24 protein-coding genes are annotated in these 25,553 nt (G+C 69.8%); 13 read left to right on the forward strand and 11 right to left on the reverse strand.

Annotated features, from left to right (window positions below):
* Positions 1–80: 80 nt before the first annotated feature.
* On the forward strand, positions 81–731 hold the full coding sequence (locus ACFY0I_RS29680; RefSeq protein ID WP_388901583.1) for a fasciclin domain-containing protein: 651 nt from the start codon (positions 81–83) through the stop codon (positions 729–731).
* Positions 732–1,113: 382 nt separating this feature from the next.
* Complete coding sequence (locus tag ACFY0I_RS29685) at positions 1,114–1,626, forward strand: universal stress protein (protein ID WP_388901585.1); 513 nt, start codon at positions 1,114–1,116, stop codon at positions 1,624–1,626.
* Between the two features lie 29 nt (positions 1,627–1,655).
* On the opposite strand, the gene sbnA is transcribed toward ACFY0I_RS29685, so the two are convergent.
* The 5 genes from sbnA to ACFY0I_RS29710 form a co-directional block, all read right to left on the reverse strand.
* Positions 1,656–2,660: a 2,3-diaminopropionate biosynthesis protein SbnA gene (gene sbnA, locus ACFY0I_RS29690; RefSeq protein ID WP_388901587.1), complete on the reverse strand. Its 1,005-nt coding sequence runs from the start codon at positions 2,658–2,660 to the stop codon at positions 1,656–1,658.
* Between the two features lie 79 nt (positions 2,661–2,739).
* Entirely contained in the window at positions 2,740–3,807 is a 1,068-nt protein-coding gene (gene sbnB, locus ACFY0I_RS29695) for a 2,3-diaminopropionate biosynthesis protein SbnB (protein ID WP_388901589.1), read from the reverse strand.
* Positions 3,804–4,808, reverse strand: a complete 1,005-nt coding sequence (locus ACFY0I_RS29700; protein ID WP_388901591.1) for a TauD/TfdA family dioxygenase — start codon at positions 4,806–4,808, stop codon at positions 3,804–3,806. The genes sbnB and ACFY0I_RS29700 overlap by 4 nt, the downstream gene beginning before the upstream one ends.
* 38 nt (positions 4,809–4,846) lie before the next feature.
* Positions 4,847–7,366, reverse strand: a complete 2,520-nt coding sequence (locus tag ACFY0I_RS29705; protein WP_388901593.1) for an amino acid adenylation domain-containing protein — start codon at positions 7,364–7,366, stop codon at positions 4,847–4,849.
* Between the two features lie 31 nt (positions 7,367–7,397).
* Positions 7,398–9,911 carry a Pls/PosA family non-ribosomal peptide synthetase gene (locus ACFY0I_RS29710; RefSeq protein ID WP_388901595.1) on the reverse strand — a complete coding sequence of 838 codons (2,514 nt, stop codon included), beginning with the start codon at positions 9,909–9,911 and terminating at the stop codon, positions 7,398–7,400.
* Positions 9,912–10,234: 323 nt separating this feature from the next.
* Between ACFY0I_RS29710 and ACFY0I_RS29715 the strand changes: the two genes are divergently transcribed.
* Positions 10,235–10,813: a fasciclin domain-containing protein gene (locus ACFY0I_RS29715; RefSeq protein ID WP_388901597.1), complete on the forward strand. Its 579-nt coding sequence runs from the start codon at positions 10,235–10,237 to the stop codon at positions 10,811–10,813.
* A 131-nt stretch (positions 10,814–10,944) separates the two neighbouring features.
* On the opposite strand, the gene ACFY0I_RS29720 is transcribed toward ACFY0I_RS29715, so the two are convergent.
* Positions 10,945–11,715 (reverse strand): response regulator, encoded by a 771-nt coding sequence (locus ACFY0I_RS29720; protein ID WP_388901598.1) that lies wholly within the window; start codon positions 11,713–11,715, stop codon positions 10,945–10,947.
* Between the two features lie 115 nt (positions 11,716–11,830).
* Between ACFY0I_RS29720 and ACFY0I_RS29725 the strand changes: the two genes are divergently transcribed.
* From ACFY0I_RS29725 to ACFY0I_RS29740, 4 genes are all read left to right on the forward strand, one after another.
* Positions 11,831–13,441, forward strand: a complete 1,611-nt coding sequence (locus tag ACFY0I_RS29725; RefSeq protein ID WP_388901600.1) for an ATP-binding protein — start codon at positions 11,831–11,833, stop codon at positions 13,439–13,441.
* On the forward strand, positions 13,438–14,619 hold the full coding sequence (locus ACFY0I_RS29730) for a PP2C family protein-serine/threonine phosphatase (protein ID WP_388901602.1): 1,182 nt from the start codon (positions 13,438–13,440) through the stop codon (positions 14,617–14,619). The genes ACFY0I_RS29725 and ACFY0I_RS29730 overlap by 4 nt, the downstream gene beginning before the upstream one ends.
* Positions 14,620–15,128: 509 nt before the next feature.
* On the forward strand, positions 15,129–15,710 hold the full coding sequence (locus ACFY0I_RS29735; protein WP_388901603.1) for a carbonic anhydrase: 582 nt from the start codon (positions 15,129–15,131) through the stop codon (positions 15,708–15,710).
* A gap of 8 nt (positions 15,711–15,718) precedes the next feature.
* Positions 15,719–17,182, forward strand: a complete 1,464-nt coding sequence (locus tag ACFY0I_RS29740) for a SulP family inorganic anion transporter (protein ID WP_388901605.1) — start codon at positions 15,719–15,721, stop codon at positions 17,180–17,182.
* 17 nt (positions 17,183–17,199) lie between these two features.
* On the opposite strand, the gene ACFY0I_RS29745 is transcribed toward ACFY0I_RS29740, so the two are convergent.
* The 5 genes from ACFY0I_RS29745 to ACFY0I_RS29765 all read right to left on the reverse strand — a co-directional run bounded on the left by ACFY0I_RS29745 (position 17,200) and on the right by ACFY0I_RS29765 (position 19,669).
* Positions 17,200–17,379, reverse strand: a complete 180-nt coding sequence (locus ACFY0I_RS29745) for a hypothetical protein (RefSeq protein WP_388901607.1) — start codon at positions 17,377–17,379, stop codon at positions 17,200–17,202.
* Positions 17,369–17,950 (reverse strand): hypothetical protein, encoded by a 582-nt coding sequence (locus tag ACFY0I_RS29750; RefSeq protein ID WP_388901609.1) that lies wholly within the window; start codon positions 17,948–17,950, stop codon positions 17,369–17,371. The genes ACFY0I_RS29745 and ACFY0I_RS29750 overlap by 11 nt, the downstream gene beginning before the upstream one ends.
* Positions 17,950–18,900, reverse strand: coding sequence for a DUF6286 domain-containing protein (locus ACFY0I_RS29755; protein ID WP_388901611.1), 951 nt, complete (start codon positions 18,898–18,900; stop codon positions 17,950–17,952). The genes ACFY0I_RS29750 and ACFY0I_RS29755 overlap by 1 nt, the downstream gene beginning before the upstream one ends.
* On the reverse strand, positions 18,897–19,082 hold the full coding sequence (locus ACFY0I_RS29760; RefSeq protein WP_388901771.1) for a hypothetical protein: 186 nt from the start codon (positions 19,080–19,082) through the stop codon (positions 18,897–18,899). The genes ACFY0I_RS29755 and ACFY0I_RS29760 overlap by 4 nt, the downstream gene beginning before the upstream one ends.
* Before the next feature lie 80 nt (positions 19,083–19,162).
* Positions 19,163–19,669 (reverse strand): Asp23/Gls24 family envelope stress response protein, encoded by a 507-nt coding sequence (locus ACFY0I_RS29765; RefSeq protein WP_388901613.1) that lies wholly within the window; start codon positions 19,667–19,669, stop codon positions 19,163–19,165.
* 454 nt (positions 19,670–20,123) lie between these two features.
* On the opposite strand from ACFY0I_RS29765, the gene ACFY0I_RS29770 reads away from it, so the two are divergent.
* The 6 genes from ACFY0I_RS29770 (at position 20,124) to ACFY0I_RS29795 (ending at position 25,475) form a co-directional block, all read left to right on the forward strand.
* Positions 20,124–20,672 (forward strand): RNA polymerase sigma factor, encoded by a 549-nt coding sequence (locus ACFY0I_RS29770; protein ID WP_388901615.1) that lies wholly within the window; start codon positions 20,124–20,126, stop codon positions 20,670–20,672.
* A complete protein-coding gene (locus ACFY0I_RS29775; protein WP_388901617.1) occupies positions 20,663–21,310 on the forward strand; it encodes an Asp23/Gls24 family envelope stress response protein in 648 nt (215 codons plus the stop codon). The genes ACFY0I_RS29770 and ACFY0I_RS29775 overlap by 10 nt, the downstream gene beginning before the upstream one ends.
* Positions 21,307–21,651, forward strand: a complete 345-nt coding sequence (locus ACFY0I_RS29780; protein WP_388901618.1) for a hypothetical protein — start codon at positions 21,307–21,309, stop codon at positions 21,649–21,651. Before ACFY0I_RS29775 ends, ACFY0I_RS29780 begins: the two co-directional genes overlap by 4 nt.
* Positions 21,652–21,994: 343 nt before the next feature.
* Positions 21,995–22,729: a dienelactone hydrolase family protein gene (locus ACFY0I_RS29785; RefSeq protein WP_388901620.1), complete on the forward strand. Its 735-nt coding sequence runs from the start codon at positions 21,995–21,997 to the stop codon at positions 22,727–22,729.
* Between the two features lie 209 nt (positions 22,730–22,938).
* On the forward strand, positions 22,939–23,178 hold the full coding sequence (locus tag ACFY0I_RS29790) for a chaplin (protein ID WP_388901622.1): 240 nt from the start codon (positions 22,939–22,941) through the stop codon (positions 23,176–23,178).
* A 743-nt stretch (positions 23,179–23,921) separates the two neighbouring features.
* Positions 23,922–25,475 carry a DUF4331 domain-containing protein gene (locus ACFY0I_RS29795; RefSeq protein WP_388901624.1) on the forward strand — a complete coding sequence of 518 codons (1,554 nt, stop codon included), beginning with the start codon at positions 23,922–23,924 and terminating at the stop codon, positions 25,473–25,475.
* Positions 25,476–25,553 lie beyond the last annotated feature (78 nt).

Raw genomic sequence — 25,553 nt, forward strand, 5'->3', positions numbered from 1 at the left:
CGGCCTCCCCGTGGCCGAGCCGGCAGGACCACCAACCATGTGACGAACCCCCGATCGACCCATACAAGGAGCGAACAATCATGAACAGCATGCGGATCCGCCGTACCGCCCTCGCCGTTGCCGCCGCCGCGGTGCTGCCCTTCTCGCTGGCCGCCTGCTCGGACTCCGGCAGCGACGCCAAGGCCTCCTCCACCCCCACCGCCGGCGACGCCGCCAAGACGGGCGAGAGCGCTCCCGCCGATGACGCGATGACGAGCGACAAGCCGTTCGGCGCCGCGTGTGCCGGTGTTCCCGCCGATGGGGCGGGCTCGTTCGACGGCATGGCCAAGGACCCGGTCGCCACGGCGGCCTCCAACAACCCGGCCCTGTCCACCCTGGTGGCCGCGGTGAAGCAGGCCGGCCTGGTCGACACCCTCAACAACGCCAAGGACATCACGGTCTTCGCCCCGACCAACGATGCCTTCGCGAAGATCCCGAAGGCCGACCTCGACAAGGTCCTGGCCGACAAGGCGACGCTGACCAAGATCCTCACCTACCACGTCGTCGGCCAGAAGCTCACCCCGAAGCAGCTGGAGAACGGCTCCTTCGAGACCCTGCAGAAGGGCATGGTCACCACCGCCGGCTCCGGCGAGGCCTACAAGGTCAACGACACCTCGAACGTGGTCTGTGGCAACGTGAAGACCGCCAACGCCAACGTCTACATCGTCGACACCGTCCTGATGCCCAAGTAGCCGGGCGGGCGCCGATCGGCGCGGCACTCGTGTGGGAGCGAGATCAAGCGTGGTGGCCCGGCATCCTCCGAGACGGAGGATGCCGGGCCACCGGCACGTACCGACCGCGTTCCTTCCGGCGGATACGGGTCGGAGCCGGCGGGGCGCGGTGGGCGCTGTCCAGCAGTGGCCGGGGGAGCTTCGCACCACGCCGGCTGGACCTGACGGCCGCGCCCCGACCGCGTACGGATCGCCGATGGCGGGGCCCGGCGCCGTCAGGAGCGCGTCATGAGTTGCGGGGGCCGCGTCAAAAGGGCATCAGCAATCCGCCGCACGTGTCGCCCCGGCCCTTTCATGGAGGCGTAGGTACGCATGGGGGACTTGGAAGAGAGGGAATGCGGCCGTGCGCAGAGTCGTGGTCGGCGTGAGTGGAACCCCGGGAAGCCTGTCCGCGCTGCACCGGGCAGCCGCGGAGGCACGGGTGCGGGATGCCGAGTTGTGGGTCGTCATGGCCTGGCAGGCTCCCGGGGGCGAGCTCGGAGGCCGCGGCTCCTGCAACGTCACGGCCCTGACGTCCTGTCGTGCCGCCGTCGTGGAGCGGCTGCGCGAGGTGCTGGACGGCGCCTTCGGCGGCGCGAAGCCCGGTGTCACCCTCGCGGGCGTCACCGTACGGGCGACACCCGGCGCGGCCCTCGTGGACACCGCTCGGCGCTCCGAAGACCTCCTGGTGGTGGGAACCGGCGACCGCACCCCGTTCCGCCGGTTCGTCCGCCCCTCGGTGGCCCGCTACTGCCTCGCCCACGCGGCCTGCCCGGTCCTCACCGTTCCGCCGTCGCCGCTCCAGGCGGAGCTGGATGCCGTGCACCGTCGCAACTTCTGGCGGATGTCGCTGGACGCGCGTGAACTGGCCCCATGAACGCCGGACGTCATGACCGACTCGTTCGGTCAGGTCGTCCGTAGGGGCAGGCCGAGGCCCGGCCGGTGTGGTGAGGTAGGTGGAGGAGTCAAGTCGTCGTTGTACAGGGCTCGTACCCAGTTCTCCTGGTACAAGGTGTCGAGGTAGCGCTCGCCGAGGTCAGGGGCGATGCCTACCGCGGTGAGGCCGGTGTCCGGGTGGCGTGCCAGCCACTTCGTCGCTCCGCTGACGACCGTGCCGGTCGAGCCGCCGAAGAGGAAGCCCCTCCGGGCGAGGGCCCGGCAGGTGCGGATGGTGTCCTCTTCGTCGACGAGTACGGCCTCGTCGACCAGGGACCCGTCGAGGAGCGGTGGTGGGACGCTCATGCCCAGTCCGGGAATCATGCGCCGCCCCGGTGCGCCGCCGAAGGTCACGGAGCCCGCGCTGTCAACTGCGATGATCTTGACCGGGCGGTGCCAGTCGCTGAAGTAACGGGCGCACCCCATGAGCGTGCCGGTGGTACCGGCCCCGACGAACAGCACGTCGAGTTGGGGAAATCCCCGGGCGATGGCCGGAGCGGTATTGCGGTAGTGCGCCTTCCAATTGGCCGGATTGGTGTATTGGCTGAGCCATACACACCGGTCGTCGGCCTCGCACAGGCCCTTGACGTACTCGAGCCGGGCGGCGAGCAAACTGCTGCCCGCCTCGTGGTCGGTGACGACGTGGACGGTGCTGCCCAGGGCCTCCATCATGAGCCGGGTCGCCAGATTGCAGCGGGAGTCCGTCACGCAGACGAACCGGTACCCCCTGCTGGCCGCGATCACGCTCAGGGCGACGCCGAGGTTTCCGGAAGAGGACTCCACCAGGACGGAGTCCGGGGTGATGGTGCCGTCCCGCTCGGCGGACTCCACCATCTCGGTGGCGGCCTTCAGCTTGACGGATCCGGCGAAGTTGAATCCCTCGCACTTGAGGAAGAGCGGGCAACCGAGAGACGCCCGAAGGTCGATGAAGAGTTCCTCTTCGTTGAATTCGTGGGGAACGGATATGACACGCACGATGGTCTCCTCAGGTCCGGAAGCACGGCTGGGCGTCCCGGTGACCGGACAGCCGGCCACGGCCGCACGGCGCCGGTGTTCACCCGTACCGGCGCAGGTCGTGGAAGAAGTCGTCGATGATCCGCAGTTCGCCGGACCTGACCACCTCGTCGTACACGTACTGGCCGACGGCCAGATCGAGGACGCCGAGGCCGAACGGTGAGAACACCGTGGTCCGGTCCGTCGGTACGGTGATCCGTCCGGCCATGACGTCGTCAAGGGTGCCGGCGAGGAAACGGCGGTTGCCGGTGAGCCGTTCCGTGAGGTGCGGTGAAGTCCCGGCCCTGAGGCAGTGGTCGATGTCGTCGACGATGTTGGTCGACGCGAGCAGGACCTGGGGGGCGAGGTCACGCAACGAGACGTGCAGGACGAGCGGATGGTGGCCGAACCAGGACGGGTCATTCACGTGGGGCCTGCCGGCGACGGTGGCGAAGACCACGAGGTCACTGGCCCGCACCAGATCCTCCGCGCACTTGTGAACGGTGATGCGGCCGGTGGCCCCCGACTGCTCCAGATACATCCGGAATCCGGACGCGCTGGTGGGGGAGAGGTCGTGCACGCCGAGTTCGTCGAAGGTCCATCCCGTGCCTGTCAGGAAGGTGTGGATGTAGCGGGCGATCAATCCCGCTCCGATGAACCCGACCCTGGCCGGTCGGGGTCGGCCACGGCTGAGCCGGTCGGCCGCCAACACCGCGGAAGCGGCGGTTCTGCTGGCGCTGATGACAGAACTTTCCAGACAGGCGAACGGGTAGCCGGTGGCGGGATCGTTGAGGATCAGGACGGCCGAGGCCCGAGGGATGTCGGACGCCACGTTCTCCGGGAAGCTGGAGATCCACTTCAGCCCGTCGACCGGAACGGATCCGCCGATGGAGGCGGGCAACGCGATGATGCGTGCCGAGGGGCGGTCCGGGAACCGGAGGAAGGAGGACGGGGGGTTGACCGTCAGACCGGCGCCGTGCAGCCGGTAGGTGTCCCGGACCACCCGCACGATCTGCTTCTCGCGCCCCAGGAGGACGCGGTGGACCTGGGACCCGGAGATCACCGCGAAGGGCGGTACCCGGAGTCCGGCGCCATGGGCGTTCGTCGTGGTCGAGTCGGTGGTGGTCATGGGACGGTCACCTCGATGGTGGGGGAGCAGTCGTTCGGGCGCAGGGGCTCGCCCATGGCCACGATCACCTCACGGGGTCCTTGGAAGGCCTCGCGGCTGTGGGCGGTACGGAGGTTGTCCACGAGCAGGAGGTCTCCGGTCTGCCAGGGGCGGCGGACCGTGTGGGCCTCGTAGACGGTGTTGATGAGTTGGACGGTCTCGGGGGAGAGGGGGTCGCCGTTGCCGTGGAAGGTGTTGAACGGCAGGCCGTCGGCGCCGTACTCGGCGAGGAGGTACTCGCGTATCTCGGGGTCGATGGTCCACTCGTTCAGGAACGCGATTTGGTTGAACCAGCATCGCCGGCCCGTGACCGGGTGGCTCAGGACGGCGCTCCGTCGCTGCCGGGTGTGCAGCGTGCCGTCGGGCTGCCAGGCGAAGGCGATCGCGTTGGCCCGGCAGTAGCTCTCGATCCCGTCACGGTCGTCGGTGCCGAACGCCTCGGCGGCCGAGGCCCCGATGTCGTTGCCGTAGCTGCGGGTCAGCAACCAGCCTTCGCGGGCGAAGCGCCCGGAGACGGCGGGCGGCAGCGCGTCGAGTACGGCTGCCGAGTCGGCCACGGCCGTCGCGCCGCCGGTGGTGGGGGCGCCGAGGCAGGCGAACAGGAGGAGGGACGGGAACGTCAGCGCGTAGCTGAGCTCGTGGTGCATGCACATCGGCTGATTGGCGGGCCACGTCGCCGAGGAGTAGACACCGTCGACGTAGTTCTGACGGGGTGCGAAGGCTTCCTTCTCCGTCACGGGTGAGGCACCGAGCCGGTGGAGGATCATGCCGAGGGCCGCCGGGTCGCGCAGGCCGAGGCCGCGGACCATGGCGGCGCCGTGTTCGACCAGGGCGGCGCGCAGCACGTCGCGCTGCCGCCCGATCCAGTCCACCGGGTCGGCGGCCGCGTCGACGCGCAGGAGCGGCAGACCGTCCGACCGGCTCTCTCCGGCGGGGAAGGGAAAGGGGAGGGAGATGGACATCTTCGTTCCTCTCGGTCTCGTCCACGGGTGTTGAGGGTTCACGGTGCGTCGCCGGCGGGGAGGCGGTCTTCGAGCACCCGGGCCAGATCTGCCAGGCACGGGTGGTGGGTCAGGTCCTTGAAGGAGATCTTCCGGTCCAGGGCGACCACGACCCGCAGGGCCGACAGAGAGGTGCCGCCCAGGTCGTGGAACCGGTCCTGTCGGCCGATTCGCTCCACCGGGATTCCCAGCACCTGTGACCACACCGCGGCGAGGCGTTGCTCAGCCGGGGTGCGGGGAGGCCGAGGACCATCGCGCACCTCGCCCCGGTCCTCCGCGAGTGCGAGCAGTGCCTTCGTGTCGGTCTTGCCGTTCGCGGTCACCGGCAGCCGGTCGAGCCGGTGGAAGGCCGACGGAACCATGTACGCGGGCAGCGAGGTGTCCAGCACGTCGCGGAGTCGACCGGCATCCGGGGCCGCGGCCCCGGTGTAGAAGGCCGCCAGGAACGGTTCGTGGCCGGCGCGCCGGGCGGCGACCACGGTGGCGGCGCGGATTCCGGGGGCCCGCATGAGGGCGCCCTCGATCTCTGCGAGCTCGATCCGGAAGCCACGGATCTTGACCTGGGTGTCGCGGCGACCGAGGAATTCCAACTTGCCGCTGGGCAGCCATCGTCCCTGGTCGCCGCTCCGGTAGAGCCGGCTCGCCGGGTGATGGGGGTCGGCGACGAAGGCGAGCCGGGTGCGCTCGGGGTCACCCACGTACCCGCGACCGACGCATACCCCGGAGAAGACGATCTCGCCGGGCGCGCCCAACGGCACCGGCTCCAGGCCGGGCCCGACCACGTACGCGCGTACGTTGCCGACGGGCCGGCCCAGGGGAACGCGGTCGGAGTCCGGGACCCGGTCCATGACCTCGTGGGTGGTGTCGTCGGAGGTCTCGGTCAGGCCGTACGCGTTGACCAGCCGGATCCCCGGCAGGCACGCGAACCAGCGCTCGACGAGTTCCTTCTTCACCGCTTCGCCGGTCACCGACACGCACCGAAGGTCCGGAAGGTCCCGGTGGGTGCGCTCCAGCGAGGCCAGCACCGCGTCGAGGTACGAGGGAACGACCTGGAGCACTGCGACCCTGCCCGCGATGACCGTGTCGAGGAAGCGTTCGACGTCCAGGACCGTCTCCTGCTCGACGAGCAGGGTCCGTCCGCCGGCGAGGGGCCCGGCGAGCAGTTGCCACAGAGAGATGTCGAAGCACTGCGGCGCCGTCTGGGCGACGGTCCCTCCCTCGCCGATGTCCAGGTCGTCGATCTTGGCGTAGAGATGGTTGAGCATGCCGGCGTGCTCGCACATCACGCCCTTGGGTTCACCGGTGGAGCCGGAGGTGAAGTAGATGTAGGCGAGCGAGTCGGCCGGCACGCGGACGCGGGGGTCATCGGCGCGGTGAGCATCGTCGTAAGCCGCGTCGATGGCCACGATCCGGACTTCGGCCATGCGGTCCAGGGCCCGGTCGAGCGCGGCGGTGCTGCTGGATTCGACCAGCGCGAAGCGGCACGAGGAGCGGGTGAGCATGGTGGTGATGCGGTCGGCCGGGAAGTGCGGCTCGATCGGAACGTACGCCCCGCCGGCCTTGAGGACCGCGAGAACGGCTGCCATCCAGCCCAGGTTCCGCTCGCTCACCACGGCGACGGCGTCCTCCCGCCGCAGTCCGAGCTTCAACAGGGCATGGGCCAGCCGGTTGGCGCGGGAGTTGAGTTCCCCGTACGTCCAGTGCCGCCCCTTCTGGACGGCCGCGACGGCGTCCGGACGGGTGCGCGCCCGCTGTTCGAACAGCTCGTGGGCCCGGAGGTCCGGGAGGTCCCGCCGAGGTCCGGCGAGTCCGACGATCTGACGGTGCACTTCCGCGGCGCCCACCAGGCTCTGGGGTCCCGGGTCGGCATCCGGGTCGTCGACCATCAGAGCCAGCGCGGTGAGGTGGTAGCCGGCGATCCTGGCGGCGCAGTCCCCGTCGAGCACCTCGGTGCGGTACCGCAGGCGCAGGAGGCACCGGCTGCCCCGGGCCGTCACCGACACCCGCAGCGCCGCATCGGTTCCAGGTCTGCCGCCACCGTACGGGTCGAACACGGCCTCGGCCCCGGCCTCGTCCTCGGCCGAGGACGTGGGGACGCCGGTGCCTGTTCGGAGGCCGCCGGCCGGGACGGGGTGGCGGGGCGCCATCGCGGACGCGGCCCGGTGCGTGGCGAGCAGCAGCGTCCGCCACGAGCGGGAGTCGAGCGACAGACGGAACGGCAGAGGGGGGCCGCCCGGCACCGCGACGTAGCCGCAGCCCACGTCGCGAACCCCCGACAGCGCGCTCAGGACCTTCAGGTGGGCGCAGAGCAGTACGGAGGAGGGCGTCACAGCGAGGTCGCGGGCCAGCCGGCGCAGCGCCGTCGTCAGGGCGGCGGGTATCTCCGCTTCGTGCTGCGCCGTCCCGGGCACGGGTGCGGTGGTCCACCGAGGTACGGCGGTGAACCCGCCTGAGGTCAGCGGGGTGTTCCAGCATTGCGCGCCGGTCGTCTCCGGGCCGGTCGTCACGGGAGTTCCCACGGGTCCCACCTTCTCGACTGGGTGTTCTTGGTCAGGTGTCGTCGCCCCGGCGGATCCGAACGGCCGGGTTCCCTCCCCAGTGCGCGGACGGCGGGACGGTCTCGCCCTTCATGAGGAAGGAATCGGGGGCGAGCACCGCGCCGTCGCCGAGGGTGACGCCGTAGTGCACGAAGGCGCCGACCCCGAGCGTGCAGCCGGATCCGATCGTGGTGCGGTCCGACTTGAAGGCGCCGTCCTCCTGCGAGTGGCACTGGATCACGCTGCCGGCGTTGAGGGTGCAGTCGTCCCCGATGGTCACCATCGTCCGCTCGGTCAGGGAGCAGCCGTCGTCGAACACCCTGCTGCCGAGTCGGACGCCCAGCATGCGCCAGAGCACGTTCTTGAACGGAGTGCCGTTGAAGAGCCGCATGTACGTCTCGGAAGGGACCTTCCAATAGCGTTCGCGCTGCCAGAAGCGGAGGTCGTAGATGGAGCAGAACAGCGGACCGGGCGGCTGCCGTGAGGTGAGGGCGCGCTCCACGGCCACGAAGTACAGGGCCGTGAACAGCAGGACCAGGACGTTGGCGAGGGCGATCGCGGCCGGCCCGAGCAGGTCGTAGAGGTCGGCGGCGATCGCGAAGAGCAGGGTCACCAGGAAGAAGCAGAGCCACCGCACCATCAGGTACCACGCCATGGTGGCGGCGTTGTGCCGGTTCTTGGCGGGCAACAGGCGCCGTTGCGCGCCGGCCGTCCTCAGCCGGTCGAAGGTGCTGTCGCGCTGCACCGATCGGGGGATCTCGAAGCTCGGTGAGCCCAGTAGCCCCACGCCCTCCCTGAGCTTCCCGTCGACGGGCACCATGACCTTCGTCGCGAGCAGGCAGTTGTCGCCCGTTCTGCCGCCCGGCGGATAGGCGATGCGGTTGCCGAGGAAGTTGCGGGGTCCGATCGACACCCGGCACACGCGGAAGGAAGTGCTGGAGAACTCGGCGTTGTTGATCGAGAGGCCGTCCGCGACCATCGTTCCGCTGCCGACGGAACTGAGGTACGGAGAGTCCTGCTTGACCTCCGTGCCGAAGTTCGAGCCGGTCTGCTCGATGGGGGAGAGGCCGTACCCGAGGCAGCGGAGGTAGTGGACGATGCAGGAACTGTCGCCGAACAACCTGGTCAGGAAACGCCGGTTGGTGATCGCCGTGACCGCCCGGTGCATTCCGTATCGGAACCCGTAGAGCGGGTAGACCGTGCCCGGCGTGATGGCCCGGGCCATCAGTCGGGGAACCGTCGCGATCAACAGCAGCCCGAGGGGAATCGCGCCGAAGAAGAGGACCAGCGACGCCGTCAACGCCTCGGCGTAGAACATCCATGTCGTCAGCGCGGTCGGGCCCGGCTCCAGGAAGGCAGCCGCCTGCGGGGCCTGGGTCAGGAGCAGGCCCACGCCGCCGAACGACAGCGGCAGGTAGACGAGCAGCGCGGCCAGTACTTGCAGGGCGCCGTGCGCGGCGCGACGCAGGCTGCCGCAGGCGGCCGGGCCCACCAGGGAAGAGTTCGTGTCGGCCCGCATCGCGGGCGAGCCGTGCCAATGCTCTCCGTCCGGGACCGCCTGCCCGCTGTGCAGGGCGGAGGCGTGAGCGAGTCGCGCGTCATCGCCCAGTCGGGTCCCGACATCGAGGACGCTTGCCTCGCCGACAACCGCGTCCTTGCCCAGGGTCACCGGCCCGGTCTGGATCACGCCGGCCCGGGCCCGGTAGCAGGTGAAGGAGGCGTCCTTCCGGATCACCGTGCCGTCACCGATGCTGAGCAGGTCGGCGCACACCGGAACGATTCGCGAGAACACGGCGGTGCCACGGCCGATGCGCGCCCCCAGCGCCCTCAGATACAGGACGTAGAGCGGTGATCCGACGAAGAGCACGGGCGGGGCCGACCGGATGAGGGTCTTGACTATCCAGAAGCGGAAATAGGGAAGGCTCCAGACCCGTATTCGGCAGGGTTGCCACCTGCCGATGAGCACCCACTTCGCCAGAACGGGGAGGGCGCTCAGCGCCAGGAGCGCGGCTGCGCCGAACAGCACCGAGCGGAGGTACACGCCGCCCGGACCGGTCCCGGCGGCGATCCATTCGTAGCCCCGGACGCCGGCGAGCGCGACGGCGTAGGAGTATCCGAGGAACGTCAGCAGCTGTAGCGCACCACAGAGCAGGTAGTGCGGAGCCCCCTCCACGGGAACCGCCACCGGCATCGGTGGCGCTGGAGCGCTCGCGCCCGGGACATCGGGGACGGTGAGCGCCGCAGCCAGGCGTTCGACCGTCGGATGCCGGTACACGTCCTTCATCGACACCGCCGGCAGCCCCTGCGTCGTCCTGACCCGGGCGCAGAACCGGGCCATCACCATGGAATCGGCGCCCAGTTCGTCGAAGAAGTGGCTGTCCACGGACACCCGGTCGAGGTGCGTGACGTCCGCGAGCACGCGGGCGAAGGTGTCCTCCACGTCGCCGCCCGGGGCACCGGCGGCACCCATGTCCGGCGCGGGCTCCGGCGGGGTCGCGGGCGATGTCTCCGCGGATCTTCTCGTCACGACGGGCTCCTTCGGCGAGTGCGACACCCGGATACGCGTCCCTCGTGCTCCTCGGTCGGAGCGGGGACGGCGCGGGGCGCCATGACCCTGATTCGGGGCCGGTCACGCAAAGGATGGGTAAATGGCCGATTAGTACTCTTTTGTGGGTTTCTCCACCAATCGATCCGTCGAACGGCACCGAATCAAGGGTCGAGGGCGAGAACCCGGTCGTTGCCCGACCCGTCGGTACCCGTCGGCCTCCCCTTCGATCCGCACCACCGTCTCGGGGACGAGCGGGCCGCCGCAGGGCACTCCCCGGCAGGGCCCGGTTCCAAGGAGGAACCATGACCACCCACTGCATCCGCCGCTCCGCGGCCCTTGTGGCCGCCGCGTTCGCCCTCCCCGTGGCCCTGGGCGTCGCAGGTCCCGCGTTCGCGGGCTCCCAGCAGGCCGACCCGTACGGTCCGGCCTGTGCGTCGGTCCCGAAGGAAGGTTCCGGTAGCCTCGCCGGCATGGCCAAGGACCCCGTGGCCACCGCGGCGTCGAACAACCCGGCACTGTCGACGCTGGTCACGGCCGTGAAGAAGGCCGGCCTGGTCGACACCCTGAACAATGCCAAGGGCATCACGGTGTTCGCGCCGACGAACGAGGCATTCGCGAAGATCCCCAAGGCCGACCTGGACAAGATCCTGGCCGACAAGGCCGAGCTGACCAAGATCCTCACCTACCACGTGGTGGGCGAGAAGATCACCCCCGCGCAGCTGCCCATGGGCTCGTTCAAGACGCTCGAAGGCGGATCCCTGACCACGGCCGGATCCGGTGACGCCTTCACCGTCAACGGCAAGGCGAAGATCGTATGCGGCGACGTCCAGACCGCCAACGCCACGGTCAACATCATCGACACGGTCCTCACACCCATGTGAGCCGTGCGTTCCGGTCCCCGTCCGTGGTGCCACGCCCTTGCGTGACATCACGGTCTCGGCATGGAGGGGAACCGAGGGCGTGGGGAGGTGCGCCGCCCGTCATGCCCGCGACGACCAGGCCCCTCGAGGAATCAGGGGCGGGGTCGGGCGGCCGTGTCGAGGTAGAAGGCGTCGATGCTCTGCACGGCCTGCTCGAACTCTTCCAGGTTCACGGGCTTGGTCACGTACGCGTTGGCGTGGCTGCTGTAGGCGCCGGCGACGTCGTCGGGGGCGGAGGAGGTGGTGAGGACCACCACGGGGATGGTCTGCAGGTTCTCGTCGGCCTTCAGGACGCGGAGCAGGTCGCGGCCGTTCATGCGCGGCATGTTGAGGTCGAGGACGATGAGGTCGGGGCGGACGGTGCCCGGCGCGCGCAGGTGCTCCAGCGCGGCGACGCCGTCGGTGACCTGGACCAGGTTGCGGGCACCGCGTTCGGACAGGGCTTCCTCGATGAGCAGGGCGTCGGCCATGTCGTCCTCCACGAGGAGTACGTCGAACGGCCGGGCGGGGGTGGTCATCATCGGATGCTCCGTGGGTGCTTCGTCGGTGTGGTTGAAGAGTCCGGGCCAGCGCCGGCGAGCACCTTGGCGGGTCATGCCGCAGGCGGCGCCCAGCTGCGGGTAGCCGGCCCCCGCGCGGGCGGCGGTTTGCGCGGCCTCCCGTTGCAGTCGTTCCGTCGCCTGCCGGAGGTGATCCAGCAGGTGCAGCACGGCCAAGGCCCGCGCCGGATCGTCCGGGGCCGGATGGGTGGGGCTTTCGAGCAGGTCAAGGGCGAGGCGCCGGGCAATGCTGGCGACCGCCGCGTCCGCGGTCGAGGCCGTCTCCTGCGGACTGGTTCGCAATACGAAGTTGTTGCCAGGCATACCGGGCACTGTAGACCCCGGACCAGCCCTGGACAACACAAGTTGTCATCGGCCCTCTAGAGTATGCGGGCCGCACTCCCTCGAGGACGGCTGTCACTTCGGAGGGGTGCATACGATGACCGGCGATCAAGGACGTTCACGCGCACGAAGGTTCGCCACGTGGACGACCCGGCGCTGGCTGCGGGTCGGCGTGGCGGCGGCCTTGGTGATCCTGGCCCTGCTCGGCATGACCGGGGCGTGGGTGCTCGGGCGCACCGCCTCGCTGAGCGAGGAGCTCGTCGACACCCGGTCTCCGGCACTGACCACCTCGTTCCGACTGGAATCGGCCCTCCTCAACCAGGAGACCGGCATCCGCGGCTACGGCCTCACCGGCACGACCGATTTCCTCGAGCCCTATCGGAAGGGGCTTGCCGAGGAGAAGGAGTTCACCGCGCGACTCCAAGAATTGCTGCGCGGCGACCGTGCCGGTCTCGCGGACCTGAAAACCGTGCAGGACGCGGTTGAGGTGTGGCAGGAACGGATCGCCCGGCCGATCGCCGCCTCACCGGCGGGACAGCCCTTCCCGCTCGCCGCGGAGCGTGCCGCGGAAGGCAAGGCGACGTTCGACCCCCTGCGCGCGGCCATGACCGCCCAGCAGGAGCGGTTGCGCGCCGACCGGGCCCGGGCCAGGGAAGACCTGCTGGCCATGATGACCCTGCGGAACTGGGTGTTCGTGACGATCGCCGCCGTCATCGTCCTCCTCGCCATCCTCGTCTTCGAGGCACTGCGCCGAGGCATCACCAGCCCGCTGGAGCAGCTCGGGACGGACGCGCGGATCATCGCCGGTGGCGACTTCGAACACCCCATCACCGCGACCGGCCCCGCCGACCTCCGGCAGCTCAGCGGCGAGATCGACTTCATGCGCCGACGCCTCGTGCGGGAGCTGGCCTTCACCGAGGAGGCCAGGCAACGGCTGGACGCCCAGGCGGCCGACCTCAAGCGGTCCAACGCCGAGCTGGAGCAGTTCGCGTACGTCGCCTCCCACGACCTCCAGGAACCGCTGCGCAAGGTCTCCAGCTTCACCCAGCTCCTCCGGCGACGGTACGGAGGCCAGCTGGACGCCAAGGCCGATCAGTACATCGACTTCGCGGTCGACGGCGCGAACCGGATGCAGACCCTCATCAACGACCTCCTGGACTTCTCCCGCGTCGGCCGGGTCCACCAGCGGCTCCAGCAGGTCGAATTGGACAAGGTGTTCGCGCGGTCGCTGTCGTCGCTGGAGGTGAGCATCGAGGAGTCGGGGGCGAGCATCACCTCGGACCCACTGCCGACGATCGCGGCCGACCCCACCCAGATGGGGATGCTCTGGCAGAACCTGATCGGCAACGCCGTCAAGTTCCGCCGCCCGGACCAGGCACCGGAAATCCACGTCACAGCGGCCCGGGAAGGCGACCTGTGGCACTTCACGGTGACCGACAACGGCATCGGCATCGACCCCGAGTACGTCGACAAGGTCTTCGTGATCTTCCAGCGGCTCCACACCAAGGACACGTACTCCGGCAGCGGGATCGGCCTCGCCATGTGCAAGAAGATCGTCGAATTCCACGGCGGGAAGATCGCCGTCGACCCCGACCACCGCGACGGCACCCGCATCACCTTCAGCCTCGCGATCGAACCGGCGACGCGGGAATCCGCCTCCTCCGCGATGCCTGAGGCAACCCGCGCCGGCGCAGAGCTCCAGCCATGACCGCGAAGCCCGATTCCGCTCCCGGTGAGCCGATGTACCGCATCCTCCTCGTCGAGGACGACGACGGCGATGCGCTCCTCGTCGAAGAACTCCTCCACGACACGGGCCTGCGGTTCGAGCTGACCACAGGGACCAACCTGGCCGAGGCGCGTACCGAACTGGTCCGGAACGCGGTCGACTGCATCCTGCTCGACCTGCACCTGCCCGACGTCTCGGGAACCGACGCGGTCACCACCCTGCGCGGGTTGGCCCCGCACACCGCGGTCATCGTCCTGACCGGCCTGTCCGAAGCGCAGGCCGGTACGGACGCCATGGCGGCCGGAGCCCAGGACTACCTCGTCAAGGGCAAGGTCGACGCGGACCTCCTACAGCGCACGGTTCGCTACGCCGTCTACCGAAGCCAGACCGAACGCGCCAACGCAGAGGACCAGGCGGCCCGCCTGCGGGCCGAGGAGAACGCCCGACTCGAACGCGGGCTGCTGCCCCAGCCGATCCTCAACACCTCCCACGTCACCGTCACCACCCGCTACCTACCCGGAGCAGAACGCGCCCTCCTCGGAGGCGACTTCCTCGACGTCGTGGAAGGCGACGACGGACTGCTGCACGCGGTCATCGGCGACGTCAGTGGCCACGGACCCAACGCCGCCGCCCTCGGCGTCTGCCTCCGCATCGCCTGGCGCTCCCTCGTGCTCGGCGGCCACCGCGGCGCCGATCTCCTGCACTTGATGGAGCGCATCCTGCTCGCCGAACGCGGCGGCCTGCCGCTGTTCGCGACCTGCACCCTCCTCACCCTCGACCGGGCAACGGCCACCGCGACCCTGTATCTCGCCGGCCACCACGGACCCCTCATCACCGCCGGCAAGGGCACCCAAGAGGTGCGCGCCGCACACGGCATCGCCCTCGGCATCGTGCCGGGACTCGACAACTGGAAGGCCACGGTCGTCCCGCTCCCACCGTCCGGAGCCCTGACCCTCTACACCGACGGCCTCACCGAAGGGCACGACGGCACGACCGCCGGCCGACTGGAGGTCGAAGGGCTGCTGGCGCTCGTCGACCGCCTTCCCCCGGCTGACCCCGCCGCCTTCGTGGACCGCCTCATCAAGGAGACACAGGCCCTGAACGCCGGCCGCCACACCGACGACATCGCCGTCCTGCGCCTCGACTGGGACGGACGCTAGAACCACACCCGCCTCGACACGGCCGTCCTCCGAGCACATCACGCCAACAAGCCCGGCACTTTCGGTCTCTCTTCAGTCGGACATGCTGCGTTAACGATGCAAACAACCGCGTTGGGTTAACGTGGTTCTTGACCAACCGTTGACTGGTTCTTGGTGTGTACAAGGGATGTCGATTTTGCGGGAGGGATGGATGCTGCCAGGTGTGACAGTCGGGAATGCGCTGGTGATCCTCATCGAGGTTCCACGCGCCATCCGGTCCCGACGCGGGCAGCAGAATTCGCACTTGCGTACGGAGCCCCTTGTTTCGCGGCCGAAACCCGGTCCGGAATTGAACTGTCCAGGTAGACGCCAAGCGTCATCACCGGTCACCGCGACCGTTGCCTCGGCGGGCCGGTAGCCCCGCGCCCATCCGCCACGTCCCGGCGGCGCTCCCGGTTCCGAAGCAGCGCCTCCCCCCCGTCCTGCCCGTCCGACGCGCCGTCATGGCGCGCCAGGAGGATCGATCACGCATGCAGCCCCTCATCGACAACGCCCGAACGTTCGGACAGCGCCCTGAGGAGTTCGCCAAACTCGCCGAAGGCCAGTCCCCTCAGGTCTTGTTCATCACCTGCTCCGACTCCCGGGTCGTACCGGCCCTGATCACCGGCGCCGCCCCCGGTCAGCTCTTCGAGCTGCGCACCGCCGGCAACATCGTCCCGCCCCACGCCTGCGAGCAGCCCACCTCCGAGGCCGCCACCATCGAGTACGCCGTGGAAGTGCTCGGCGTCCAGGACATCGTGGTCTGTGGCCACTCCCACTGCGGTGCCGTCGGCGCGCTGGTGCGCGGCGACGACCTCGACCCCGTTCCCGCCGTTCGGGACTGGCTCGCGTACGCGGCGTCCCGGCCGGTGTCGGCCGACCCGGATGACCCGGCGATCGCCGCCTCCGTGCAGCACCACGTGCTCGCTCAACTGCTGCGCCTGCGCTCGTACCCCTGTGTGGAGAAGGGGCTGGCCGAGGGGCGTCTGCGGGTCCGTGGCTGGTACTACGAGGTGCACACCGGCGCGGTACTGGAACACCGCGCAGACGCCGACGCCTTCCGGGCCCTGTGAGCGGCGCCATGAACACCGTGATCAAGTCTCCCCATCTCAGGCAGGACTTCGCAGCCTCCCTCGTCGTCTTCCTCGTCGCGCTGCCCCTGTGCGTCGGTGTGGCCGTCGCCTCCGGCGTCCCGGCGGAACTCGGCCTGGTCACCGGCATCGTGGGCGGCATCGTCGTGGGACTGATGCCGGGCAGCAGCCTGCAGGTGTCCGGGCCGGCCGCGGGTCTGACCGTGCTCATCCTCGAGGCCGTCGGCCGGTTCGGACTGGCCGCACTCGGCGTGATCGTGCTGGCCTCGGGACTGCTCCAACTCCTCATGGGCGCGTTCAAACTGGGCCGCTGGTTCCGGGCCATCTCGGTCTCGGTGGTCGAGGGCATGCTGGCCGGCATCGGGCTCGTGATCATCGCGAGCCAGTTGTACGCGGCGGCGGGCCTCGATGCCCCGGCGTCCGGAATCGACAAGATCGCGGGGCTGCCCGACGCGCTCGTCCGCGCGGCCGGCAGCACCGAGGCCCTCACCTCGCTCGGGGTGGGCGCGGCAACCATCGCGGTGATGGTGCTGTGGAAGCGGATGCCGAAACGGGTACGGGCACTGCCGGGAGCGCTGGCGGCGGTGCTGCTGGCCACGCTGGCCTCGCTGGCGTTCGGGCTGCCGGTCGCCACGGTCGAGGTGCGGGGACTGCTCGGCGCGATCCAGCCGCCGGGGGCCGACGCCTTCGGCGGGCTGGCCCAGCCGGCCGTCCTCGGCACCGTCCTCGCGTTCGCGCTGATCGCCTCCGCCGAAAGCCTGTTCAGCGCGGCGGCGGTGGACCGGATGCACGCCGGGCCGCGTACCGATTACGACAAGGAGCTCATGGCGCAGGGCGCCGGCAACACCGTGTGCGGGATGCTCGGCGCGCTGCCGATGACCGCTGTGATCGTGCGGAGCTCGGCAAACGTGCAGGCGGGCGCCAAGACCAAGGCTTCCCGCGTGCTGCACGGCGTATGGCTGCTCCTGTTCGCCGCGCTCCTGCCGTCCGTCCTGGGACTGATCCCGCTGCCGGCCCTCGCCGGCATTCTCCTGCACGTCGGTTGGAAGTTGGTCCCGTTCCGACAGGTCGTGCTGCTGTGGAGCGCGTACCGGGGTGAGGCGCTGATCCTCGTGGTGACGGCCGTGGCGATCGTCGGGATCAACCTGTTCGAAGGCGTGCTGATCGGTCTGGCCCTCTCGGTCGCCAAGACCGCCTGGCAGGCCTCGCACGTCAAGCTGGAGGTCATCGACAAGGGAGCCGGTCCGGTCCGGGCGCTCCTGTCGGGCAACGCGACCTTCCTACGGCTGCCGAAGATCCTCGACACTCTGGAGGCGCTGCCCCAGGATCGCCCCGTGGAGCTGGACCTCTCCGGGCTCCACCACGTCGACCACGCCTGCCGCACGGCGCTGGAGAACTGGGCCGAGCGGCACAGCGAGGCGGACACGGAACCGGTGAAGGTCACGACCCCGTAGGGCGGGACGCGCGCCGATCAGTCCCATGACGGAAGGATCGCGAGGATGGCGTAGGAGCTGAGGGCGGCCGCGTGGACGGTGATGTCGTCCTTCCCCGGGGCGACCGGGCTGCCGCACCGGGCCGGCCACCCGCCGCGCCCGCCGCCGGTCGTGGTGGCCGTGGCGGCGAGGGGCAGGAGTCGGGTGTCAGCGGACATGCCGTGGCCGGCGGGTGAGGTGGCTCATGCGCAGGCGGGTGTCGATGACGTACGGGGCGGTCGCGGCTTCGGCTTCGGCCGCCAGGGCCCTGACCGGTTCGATGACGGTGTCCGGGGTGGTGTCGGGGTCCAGCCACAGGCGCAAGTCCAGGCGCAGGCGTTCGCGGCTGGGGTGGATGCGGGTACGGCAGCGGCCGATGCCGTCGATGGTCAGTGCGCGCTCGGTGAGAGCCTCCTCCAGGGCGCGCAGGCGCAGCGAGCCACCCGACGCGGCCAGGGGCAGGTGGGCGCGCCGGCGTACGTGGAGCCGGCCGAGGAGCCGGTGGGCGAGCAGCACGGTGGCCAGGACTCCGACCGCGATGACGGTCGGAGTCCACCAGCTGTGGGTCCGGAGATCGGCCAGGGCCTCGCGGTCGAACAGGAAGGCTTCGCGTGGCGGGGCGGGCAGACCGGCCTGGAGCCACCCGCCGATCGCGGGCTGGGCAGCGGCCGACCAGGCTCCGCCGAGCAGCAGGACGAGGCCCACGGAGGCGAGGAGGGCCCGGTTGGCAGTCGTGCGTGGTGCGGCCATCAGCTCCCTTCCCGCCCCTCGTCCGAAGGGCTGGTTTCCGTGCCGGATCCGGCAGGCCGCCACGTCGGTTGGGGGGTCACCGTCACCTTGCGCCGTGGGGTGTGGCGCAATGCGCAGGTGGCCAGGATCCGGTCCACGGCAGCGGTGGCCCGCAGGAGGGCCGCGTCCTGGTCGCCGAAGGCCAGAGTGGCACGGGTGGTGACGCGGCGGCGGCCCGCCCGCACCCGCACCGAGTCGATACCGTCCACGTCGCTGACGGCGTCACGCACCAGGGTGGCCACGGTGGAGCGGTCCAACGCGACCGTCCAGCGCGGACCCGGGCTGGTGAGGACCAGCCGCCGGCGGTGCCCGGGAGTGAACGCCAGGGCGAGAAGCCACACCCCGACCACGGCCGCGGCCAAGGCGCCGACGGTGACGGCCGGGTCTCCGAGACGGTGTCCGGTCAGCCACTCCACCGTGTGCGTGCGCCAGGCGGCGGCGGGGAGATGGGCGGCGTGGACGCGTATGACGTCGACGGTCACGGCCGCGCAGGCCACCACGGCCACGAAGAGCAGGACCGCGACGGGCAGACGGCGGGCCGACCAAAGCCGGCGCGGGGTACGGCCCGCCGTCTGCCCGGCCGGTGGCGTCCCAGCCGATGGCCCGAGGGCCGTCTTCTGGGCGACGAGATGGTTGACGGCCAGCCGCGGCTCGGCGACCTCCAGCCCCGTCAGCTGCCGGGTCCGGTGGGCAACATGCTGTTGCACGTGGCGGGCCGTGTCCGAAAGCGGGGCGGGGTACGGCAGGGCGATCCGTAGGGCCACCGCAGCTCTGCGGCCGTGGACGGTTGCCGTCCCGCCGGCCTTGCCGGCGACTGCGGCGGGCAGTACCTCTCCCGCCGCCCGCTCCGCGATGGTGCGGACGGCCTTGTCCGCGATGGTGGTCGACCCGCGGGCCGCGGGGGCGATCATCGCCGGTTCCGGTCGAACATCGCCCGCAACTCGTGTGCCTGTCCGCCGCCGTCCAGCCAAGCGCCGACGGCGAAGCCGATCGCACCGAGGGCGGCGACCAGCACGAACGCGGCGAAGCCTCCGAAGTATCCGGCGAACGCCAGCGCCATTCCGGCGATCATTCCGGTGAACGCTCTGCTCACGTCTTCTCCGCCTCTCTGCCCGGTGCGCCCGAAAGAGGGGCGCGATAGTCATTGCGAACGCTTCAGAACCCCTGCGCCCCCTATGCGACGCGCGTTTCGCCGGAAGCCGGCTGGTCGTCATCCTCGGGGAGGTGGATGTCGTTGACAGTGATGTTGACCTCGACGACCTCCAGGCCGGTGACGCGCTCCACGGCGCCGATGACGTTCTCCCTTACGTGCGCCGCCACTTCGGTGATGGAGACGCCGTACTCGACCACGAGGTCCAGATCGATGGCGGTCTGCCGCTCCCCGACCTCGACCTTCACGCCCCGGCCGACGTTCGGACGGCCACCGGGCACCCGGTCACGAACCGCGCCCAGCGTGCGGGAGAGGCCACCGCCCATGTCGTGCACACCGGGAATCTCCCGCGCGGCAAGTCCCGCGACCTTCACGACGACGACATCGGCGATGGACGTCTTCCCTCGCGTTTGAGCCGGCTCGTCCACCCCCGGCTTGCCGAGGGCGATGTCGGTCGTCCCCGCTCCCGTCCGGTCCGTCTGCGCGCGGTAATCCTTCTTCGACGCCGGAATCAGCTGCTCGGTGGGCATGGTCGTACGTCCCTTCTCCGGGCGCCGCTGAGTCGGCGCCGTGATGTGCTCTTACTTGGATGGACCCCGACGAGGGGCGGCTGTGACGCGGATGCCACCAGAAATCCGATGCGTTCGCCGCGCGGGCTCCACTGCCTCCGTCATTCCGTGGTGCTCAGGCCGCTTCGAGCACGCCTTCGCGCGGGACCGGATCCTCACCACGCCGAGCCGTCCGACCAGTTCCTGCTCGGTCAGCCTGTCCCTCCGAATGGGTCGACCGGAAGCGCGCCGCCGGTGTTCGACACGATTCTGGGCAGTTTCGTCACATACCGGTTCCGGATCAGGCTGCCGGGAACATGCGGAGGAGCTGAGGGCCCCCCGTAACGAAGTAGGTGTTCGCTGTGTCCAAGACGGTGAGTGCGAGAGGAGCCGACGCGTGACGGCTGAGCGGGACGAAGGCCCACAGGAGCCAGGAGTGGGGGAGGAGCACGACGACGCCCTCCTCACTTCCCGGGCGGCGGAAGGGGACGAGGAGGCCTTCGAGACCCTCGTCCGCCGACACGGTCCTGCCATGCTGCGGCTGGCGACACAGTTCCTGGGCAACAGATCCGAAGCCGAGGACGCGGTCCAGGACGCATTCGTCAACGCTTGGCGCAAACTCCCCGAGTTCCGCGGCGACGCGGGATTCGGGACCTGGATGCACCGGATCGTCACGAACCGCTGCCTGAACACGCTGCGGGCCAGACGCCCGATCACCGACATCGACGCGGTGCCCGAGCAGGCGGCACCCGAACACCAGAGTTCCCCCGAGCGTGCCGCGGAGTCCCAGGCAGCGGTCCACGCATTGGGGAAGGCCATGACCCTCCTCTCGCCGGAGCAGCGTGCCTGTTGGATCCTGAGGGAGATCGAGACAATGCCGTACGAGACGATCGCGGAGACGGTCGGGATCAGCCAGGAAGCCGTACGGGCCAGAGTCTTCCGAGCACGGCGCTGTCTGACGGAGGCGATGGACGCATGGCGATGAACGAACCCCACGAGCCCCTCAACGGCGCGGGCACCGAGGACGACGACACCGTCCTGCCCTGCGGCCGGGACCTCGCGCTCCTGTGGGACGAACAGGAACGCACCGAGCGGGGCACGGCCGGACAGGGTGGCGACCCGCACACGACCGGATGTCCCCACTGCACCGCCGCACTCGCGGACCTCGCCCTGCTCCGCGACGCCGCTCTGCACCAGAGGCAGGAGACCGGCGTCGACAGCGAGGCCGACATGGCCCGGCTCACCACGAGCATCATGAACGTCGTGCGCCTCGAACTGCGCCCCGGCCAGACCCTCGCACTGGGGGAGATGGACGAGGAAGCCTGGATCTACGAAGCAGCCGCGGCCCGCACCTTCCGCTCGGCGGCCGAGCAGGTCACAGGGGTTCGGGCGGGTAGTTGCCGCATCAGCCCCGAACCCTCCCCCCGCCCAGGTGTCCGGACACCTGCCCGAGTACGAATCGAAGTGACCATCGGCATGAATCGGGACATCCAACTGACAGCGGACCGGATCCGCGTGTCCATCGCGAAATCCGCCGAACAAGCCCTCGGCCTGCGGATCACCTCCATCGACGTGGTCGTCTTCGACCTCCATGACGAGCCCCCCACCGGGGATTCCCGATGACCGCGGCACACAGCGACGAGGCGGCCCGCACGACCATCATCGATGCCGTCCTGGGCGTGAGCGGCGTCGCCTTCCTCAAGCCCGCACTCGGTGAACTCCTGCGCTCCGCCGTCGCCGCCAGGACAGGACCGCGCACACCGGGAACAGCGCCTCGCCACACCGCCGGGGTTCGGATCACCCATCCCGACGGGGAGCAACCGAAAGTCGAGGTTCATGTCGTCCTCCTGCACGGATACCGGGCCGTGGACGTGACGCGCGACATCCGGGAGGCCGTCCGAACGGCCTACCCGACCGGCACACGGACGATCCCGGTACACGTCACGGTGACCGGGATCCTCTGAACCCTGGGTCCTTTGAACCAGGTTCCTCTGAACCACCCCGGCAGATCAGCTAGCCAGGTCGAGAGCAGACAAGGGCGGCAAGGGCAGGGTAGTGGCCGCACCCTTCCGAACGGCGCCGTGGCTCGGGGGGGCCGGCATTTACCCTGCCGGTGGGCTAAGTTGTGCGCCGATGACTACCGGGACGGCATTGCGCCACACACTGATCGGTTACCCGGCGCTCCTCTGAGCGCCGCGCGGGCCGAAGCCGGCCGGCTGTCGGTTCGAGGATCCGCCGCTGCTGCGCGCGCTCCACCTCCTGCCGTGTTGATCACAGCTCACCACGTCATCCACGACAGGAGAAGCCATGCCCACCAGGACAGTTCAGATTTCCACCGCGGACGGCCGGGCCGACGCTTTCGCCGCCTTCCCGAAAGGCGGTGAGCGGCACCCGGGGGTGCTGATGTACGCGGACGGCTTCGGTATCCGACCCGCGCTGCGGGAGATGGCGCGCGAACTCGCCGGGCACGGGTACTACGTGCTCGTTCCCAACTCGTTCTACCGACACGGCCCGACACCGGTGATCGAACTTCCCGAGCACATCGGAGAAGAGGACCGGCCGGCGATCTTTTCCCGGCTGATGCCCTTGATCGAGGCGCACACCACCGAACGTGTCCTGCGCGACGCCGACGCGTACATCAGGTTCCTCACCACCCGGCCCGAAGTAGGTGCCGGTCCGGTCGCGGTGACCGGCTACTGCATAGGCGGCCTCCTGGCGATGCGCACCGCCGCGGCCCACCCCGGCACGGTGGCCGCCGTTGCCGCGTTCCACGCCCCGGTGGGCGCCGATGGGCCCGACCTCTTCTCCGAGATCACCGCCCAGGCCCACCTCGGGCACGCCGAAGGCGACATGACACCCGAGGCCCTGCGCAAGCTCAACCAGGCCTTGGACGCCGCGGGGGTCGGCCATACCTCCGAGATCTATCCCGGCACCGTCCACGGTTTCACCATGTCCGATACCGATGCCTTCGACGCTGCTGCGTCGCGGCGTCACTGGGACCGCCTGCTGTCCCTGCTGGAGGGCACCCTGACCAACGGCTGAGTCTCACGGCACCGCCGGATCGGGGAACAGGGCCCGATCCGGCTCGTCGTGACAGGCATTCGACCATATGCGGGGGCGGGGCCCACCCCTTCGAGGGAACAGGTCGGCGGAGGCCAAGCCGCTCTTCCGCACCTCAACGAAGAAGGGGCGCGGGCCCGGCCTCGGGCCGCCGGCGCGTACGCGCCGCTGGACCAACAAGGGGAACCCCCATGTTCCGTGTTCTGAAGAGCGCAGGTCTCGCGCTCGCCGTGGGTATGGCCGTGGTCGGTGGAGCGGCCGTCGCATCCGCCGACGCAGGGGCCTCCGGTGCGGCAGTCGGCTCCCCGGGCGTGCTGTCGGGGAACTCGATCCAGGTCCCGATCCATATCCCGGTCAACGCGTGCGGCAACAGCGTCAGCGTGATCGGCCTGCTCAACCCCGCCTTTGGCAACACCTGCGTCAACGGCTGAAGGTCCTGCTCCGGGTTCGCCCCGGCCCGCCGCACGGCCGGTCGGGACGAACCGGCCCGTTCCACTCGGCACTCCGCCCGCACCTGCGTCCCCGCGCGCACGAGAGAAGAATTCAGGCCGGTAGGAGCGGGAATTCCATACCCGTGCGTTGAATTTCTGTGTGGTCGTTGCGGGTAATCCATTCGATCCCAGTGATGAAACGTTTTTTCAGGGCCGTGAATATCCCGACGTCCCCCGCTCCGGCGTGACGTGTCGTGTGGGCATTACGTCGAGCCGACGATCCACGTTCCCGGTCGGCGGCTTGGCGTCGGCGAGGTCGTTCCGTCCTGAGGGAGGGGATGTGACCTGCTGCGAAGGGTTTCGCGTCCACGCTTGACGCTTATTGCGCATTGGTTGCAATAACAGATCTCCCCCTGATCGGCCTAGAATCCGGCCCGCGTGTTGCGGCAATTAATTCGGCTCTCATTTTGCCGCGGGACGGCTGTGGCCAGGCTCTTTGTGCGGCGGGTGGCGAGCGGCCTTCTGCGGTGCCCAAAATTACGGTCACGAACTGCCCGCTCTACGTGCTTTCCTTCCGTCTGCGTGGTCCGAGTGCACGATGCGCTGCGCAGGGTCGGCGGGCCTTGCCGCTGCTGATGCCTCCCGGACGCGTCCGACCGAGTGGTCACCCCACCTGAATGCCCCATGCGCTCCCGTGCCGGTGTGTGCGGTGGGCCCGGGGTTCGCAGTCGAGAGGAACAGCCTTGAAGTCCATCCCCGCACGGCCGCGTTCGCGGCGTGTGCTCGACCAGTCCCTCCTCGTCCTGGGCGCCGGCGCGCTCGCGACCGGCCTCGCCGCTCTGACCCTGGCACCGGGCGTCAGCGCCGCCTCCAGCCACCGTGAGGCGCCGCTGATCGCGGGCGATCCCCGTGCGGACAACACCGACGTGTACGCGTACACGAGCCTGGACCGCCCCGACTCGGTCACGTTGCTGGCGAACTGGATCCCGTTCGAGGAGCCCAACGGCGGACCGAACTTCTACGCGTTCGGCGACGACCTCCGCTACAACATCAAGATCGACAACACGGGTGACGGCGTCTCAGACATCACCTACACCTGGCGCTTCCACAGCAGCTACCGGGACGACGCCAACCAGTTCCTCTACAACACCGGCCAGGTCACCTCGCTCAACGACCCGGACCTCAACTTCCGGCAGGTCTACGACCTGGTGCTCTCCCACGGCAACGGGAGCAAGGTCCTGCTCTCCAACGTGCCCGCGGCGCCCTCCCGCGTGGGCCCGGCCTCCATGCCGAACTACGCCGCCCTGCGCAACCAGGCCATCCGCAACGTCCCCGGCGGCGGCAAGACCTTCGCCGGACAGGCCGAGGACCCGTTCTTCGCCGACCTCAGGGTCTTCGACCTCCTCTACGGCGGCAACCTCTCCGAGCGCGGCCAGGACACCCTCGCCGGCTACAACGTCAACTCCGTCGCCCTCCAGATCCCCAAGACGCAACTCGCCCTGAAGGGCGACCCCGGCCGCAACCCGGTCATCGGCGTGTGGTCCACGACCGACCGCCAGGGCGTACAGGTCTCCGACTCCCGTGACAAGCACGGCGACAAGTGGAGGCAGGTTTCCCGCCTGGGCAACCCCCTCGTCAACGAGGTCGTCGTCCCGCTCAAGTACAAGGACGCCTTCAACACCCTCAACCCGGACCAGGACCGCACCGTCCAGCCGGTCGTCGACAAGGTTCTCGACCCGATCCTCCCCAAGCTGATCCAGCAGGTGTACGGCATCCCGGCACCGGCCACCCCCCGGCGGGACCTGTTCGAGATCTATCTGACGGGCATCTGCAAGGCGTGCGGCCCCATCCAGGCCGACCTCAACGCCCACCGCCTGAACCGGGACGCACGGCTGAAGCAGATCGTTCCCGCCGAGGAACTGCGCCTGAACATGGGTGTGCGACCCACCGCCAACCCCAACCGGTACGGCGTCCTCGCCGGTGACCTCGCGGGCTTCCCCAACGGCCGGCGCCTGACGGACGACGTCATCGACATCTCCCTCCAGGCCGTCGAAGGCGCGGCCCAGACCGGTCAGTTGGTCCCGGCCCTCGCCGACGGCGACCGGGTCAACGCCAACGAGGTGCCCTTCGGCACCTCGTTCCCGTACCTGGCGCTCCCGCACACCAAGTCCGTGAACAGCGGTCCGAACGCACCCGAGCGGTCCGGCGCGAAGAACGCCGCAGCTCTCGGTGGCCTGGGCGTCCTGCTTCTCGGTGTCGGCGGCTTCCGCCTGCGCCGCAGCCGCAAGGCCAACTGACCCACCGAGCTCCGGGCGGGGGCCGAGTCCGGCCCTCCGGTTCCCGCCCGGAACCACGTTCGCCGTATTTTCCCCGGG

This window comes from Streptomyces sp. NPDC001568 (assembly GCF_042893755.1).
Lineage (GTDB): Bacteria > Actinomycetota > Actinomycetes > Streptomycetales > Streptomycetaceae > Streptomyces.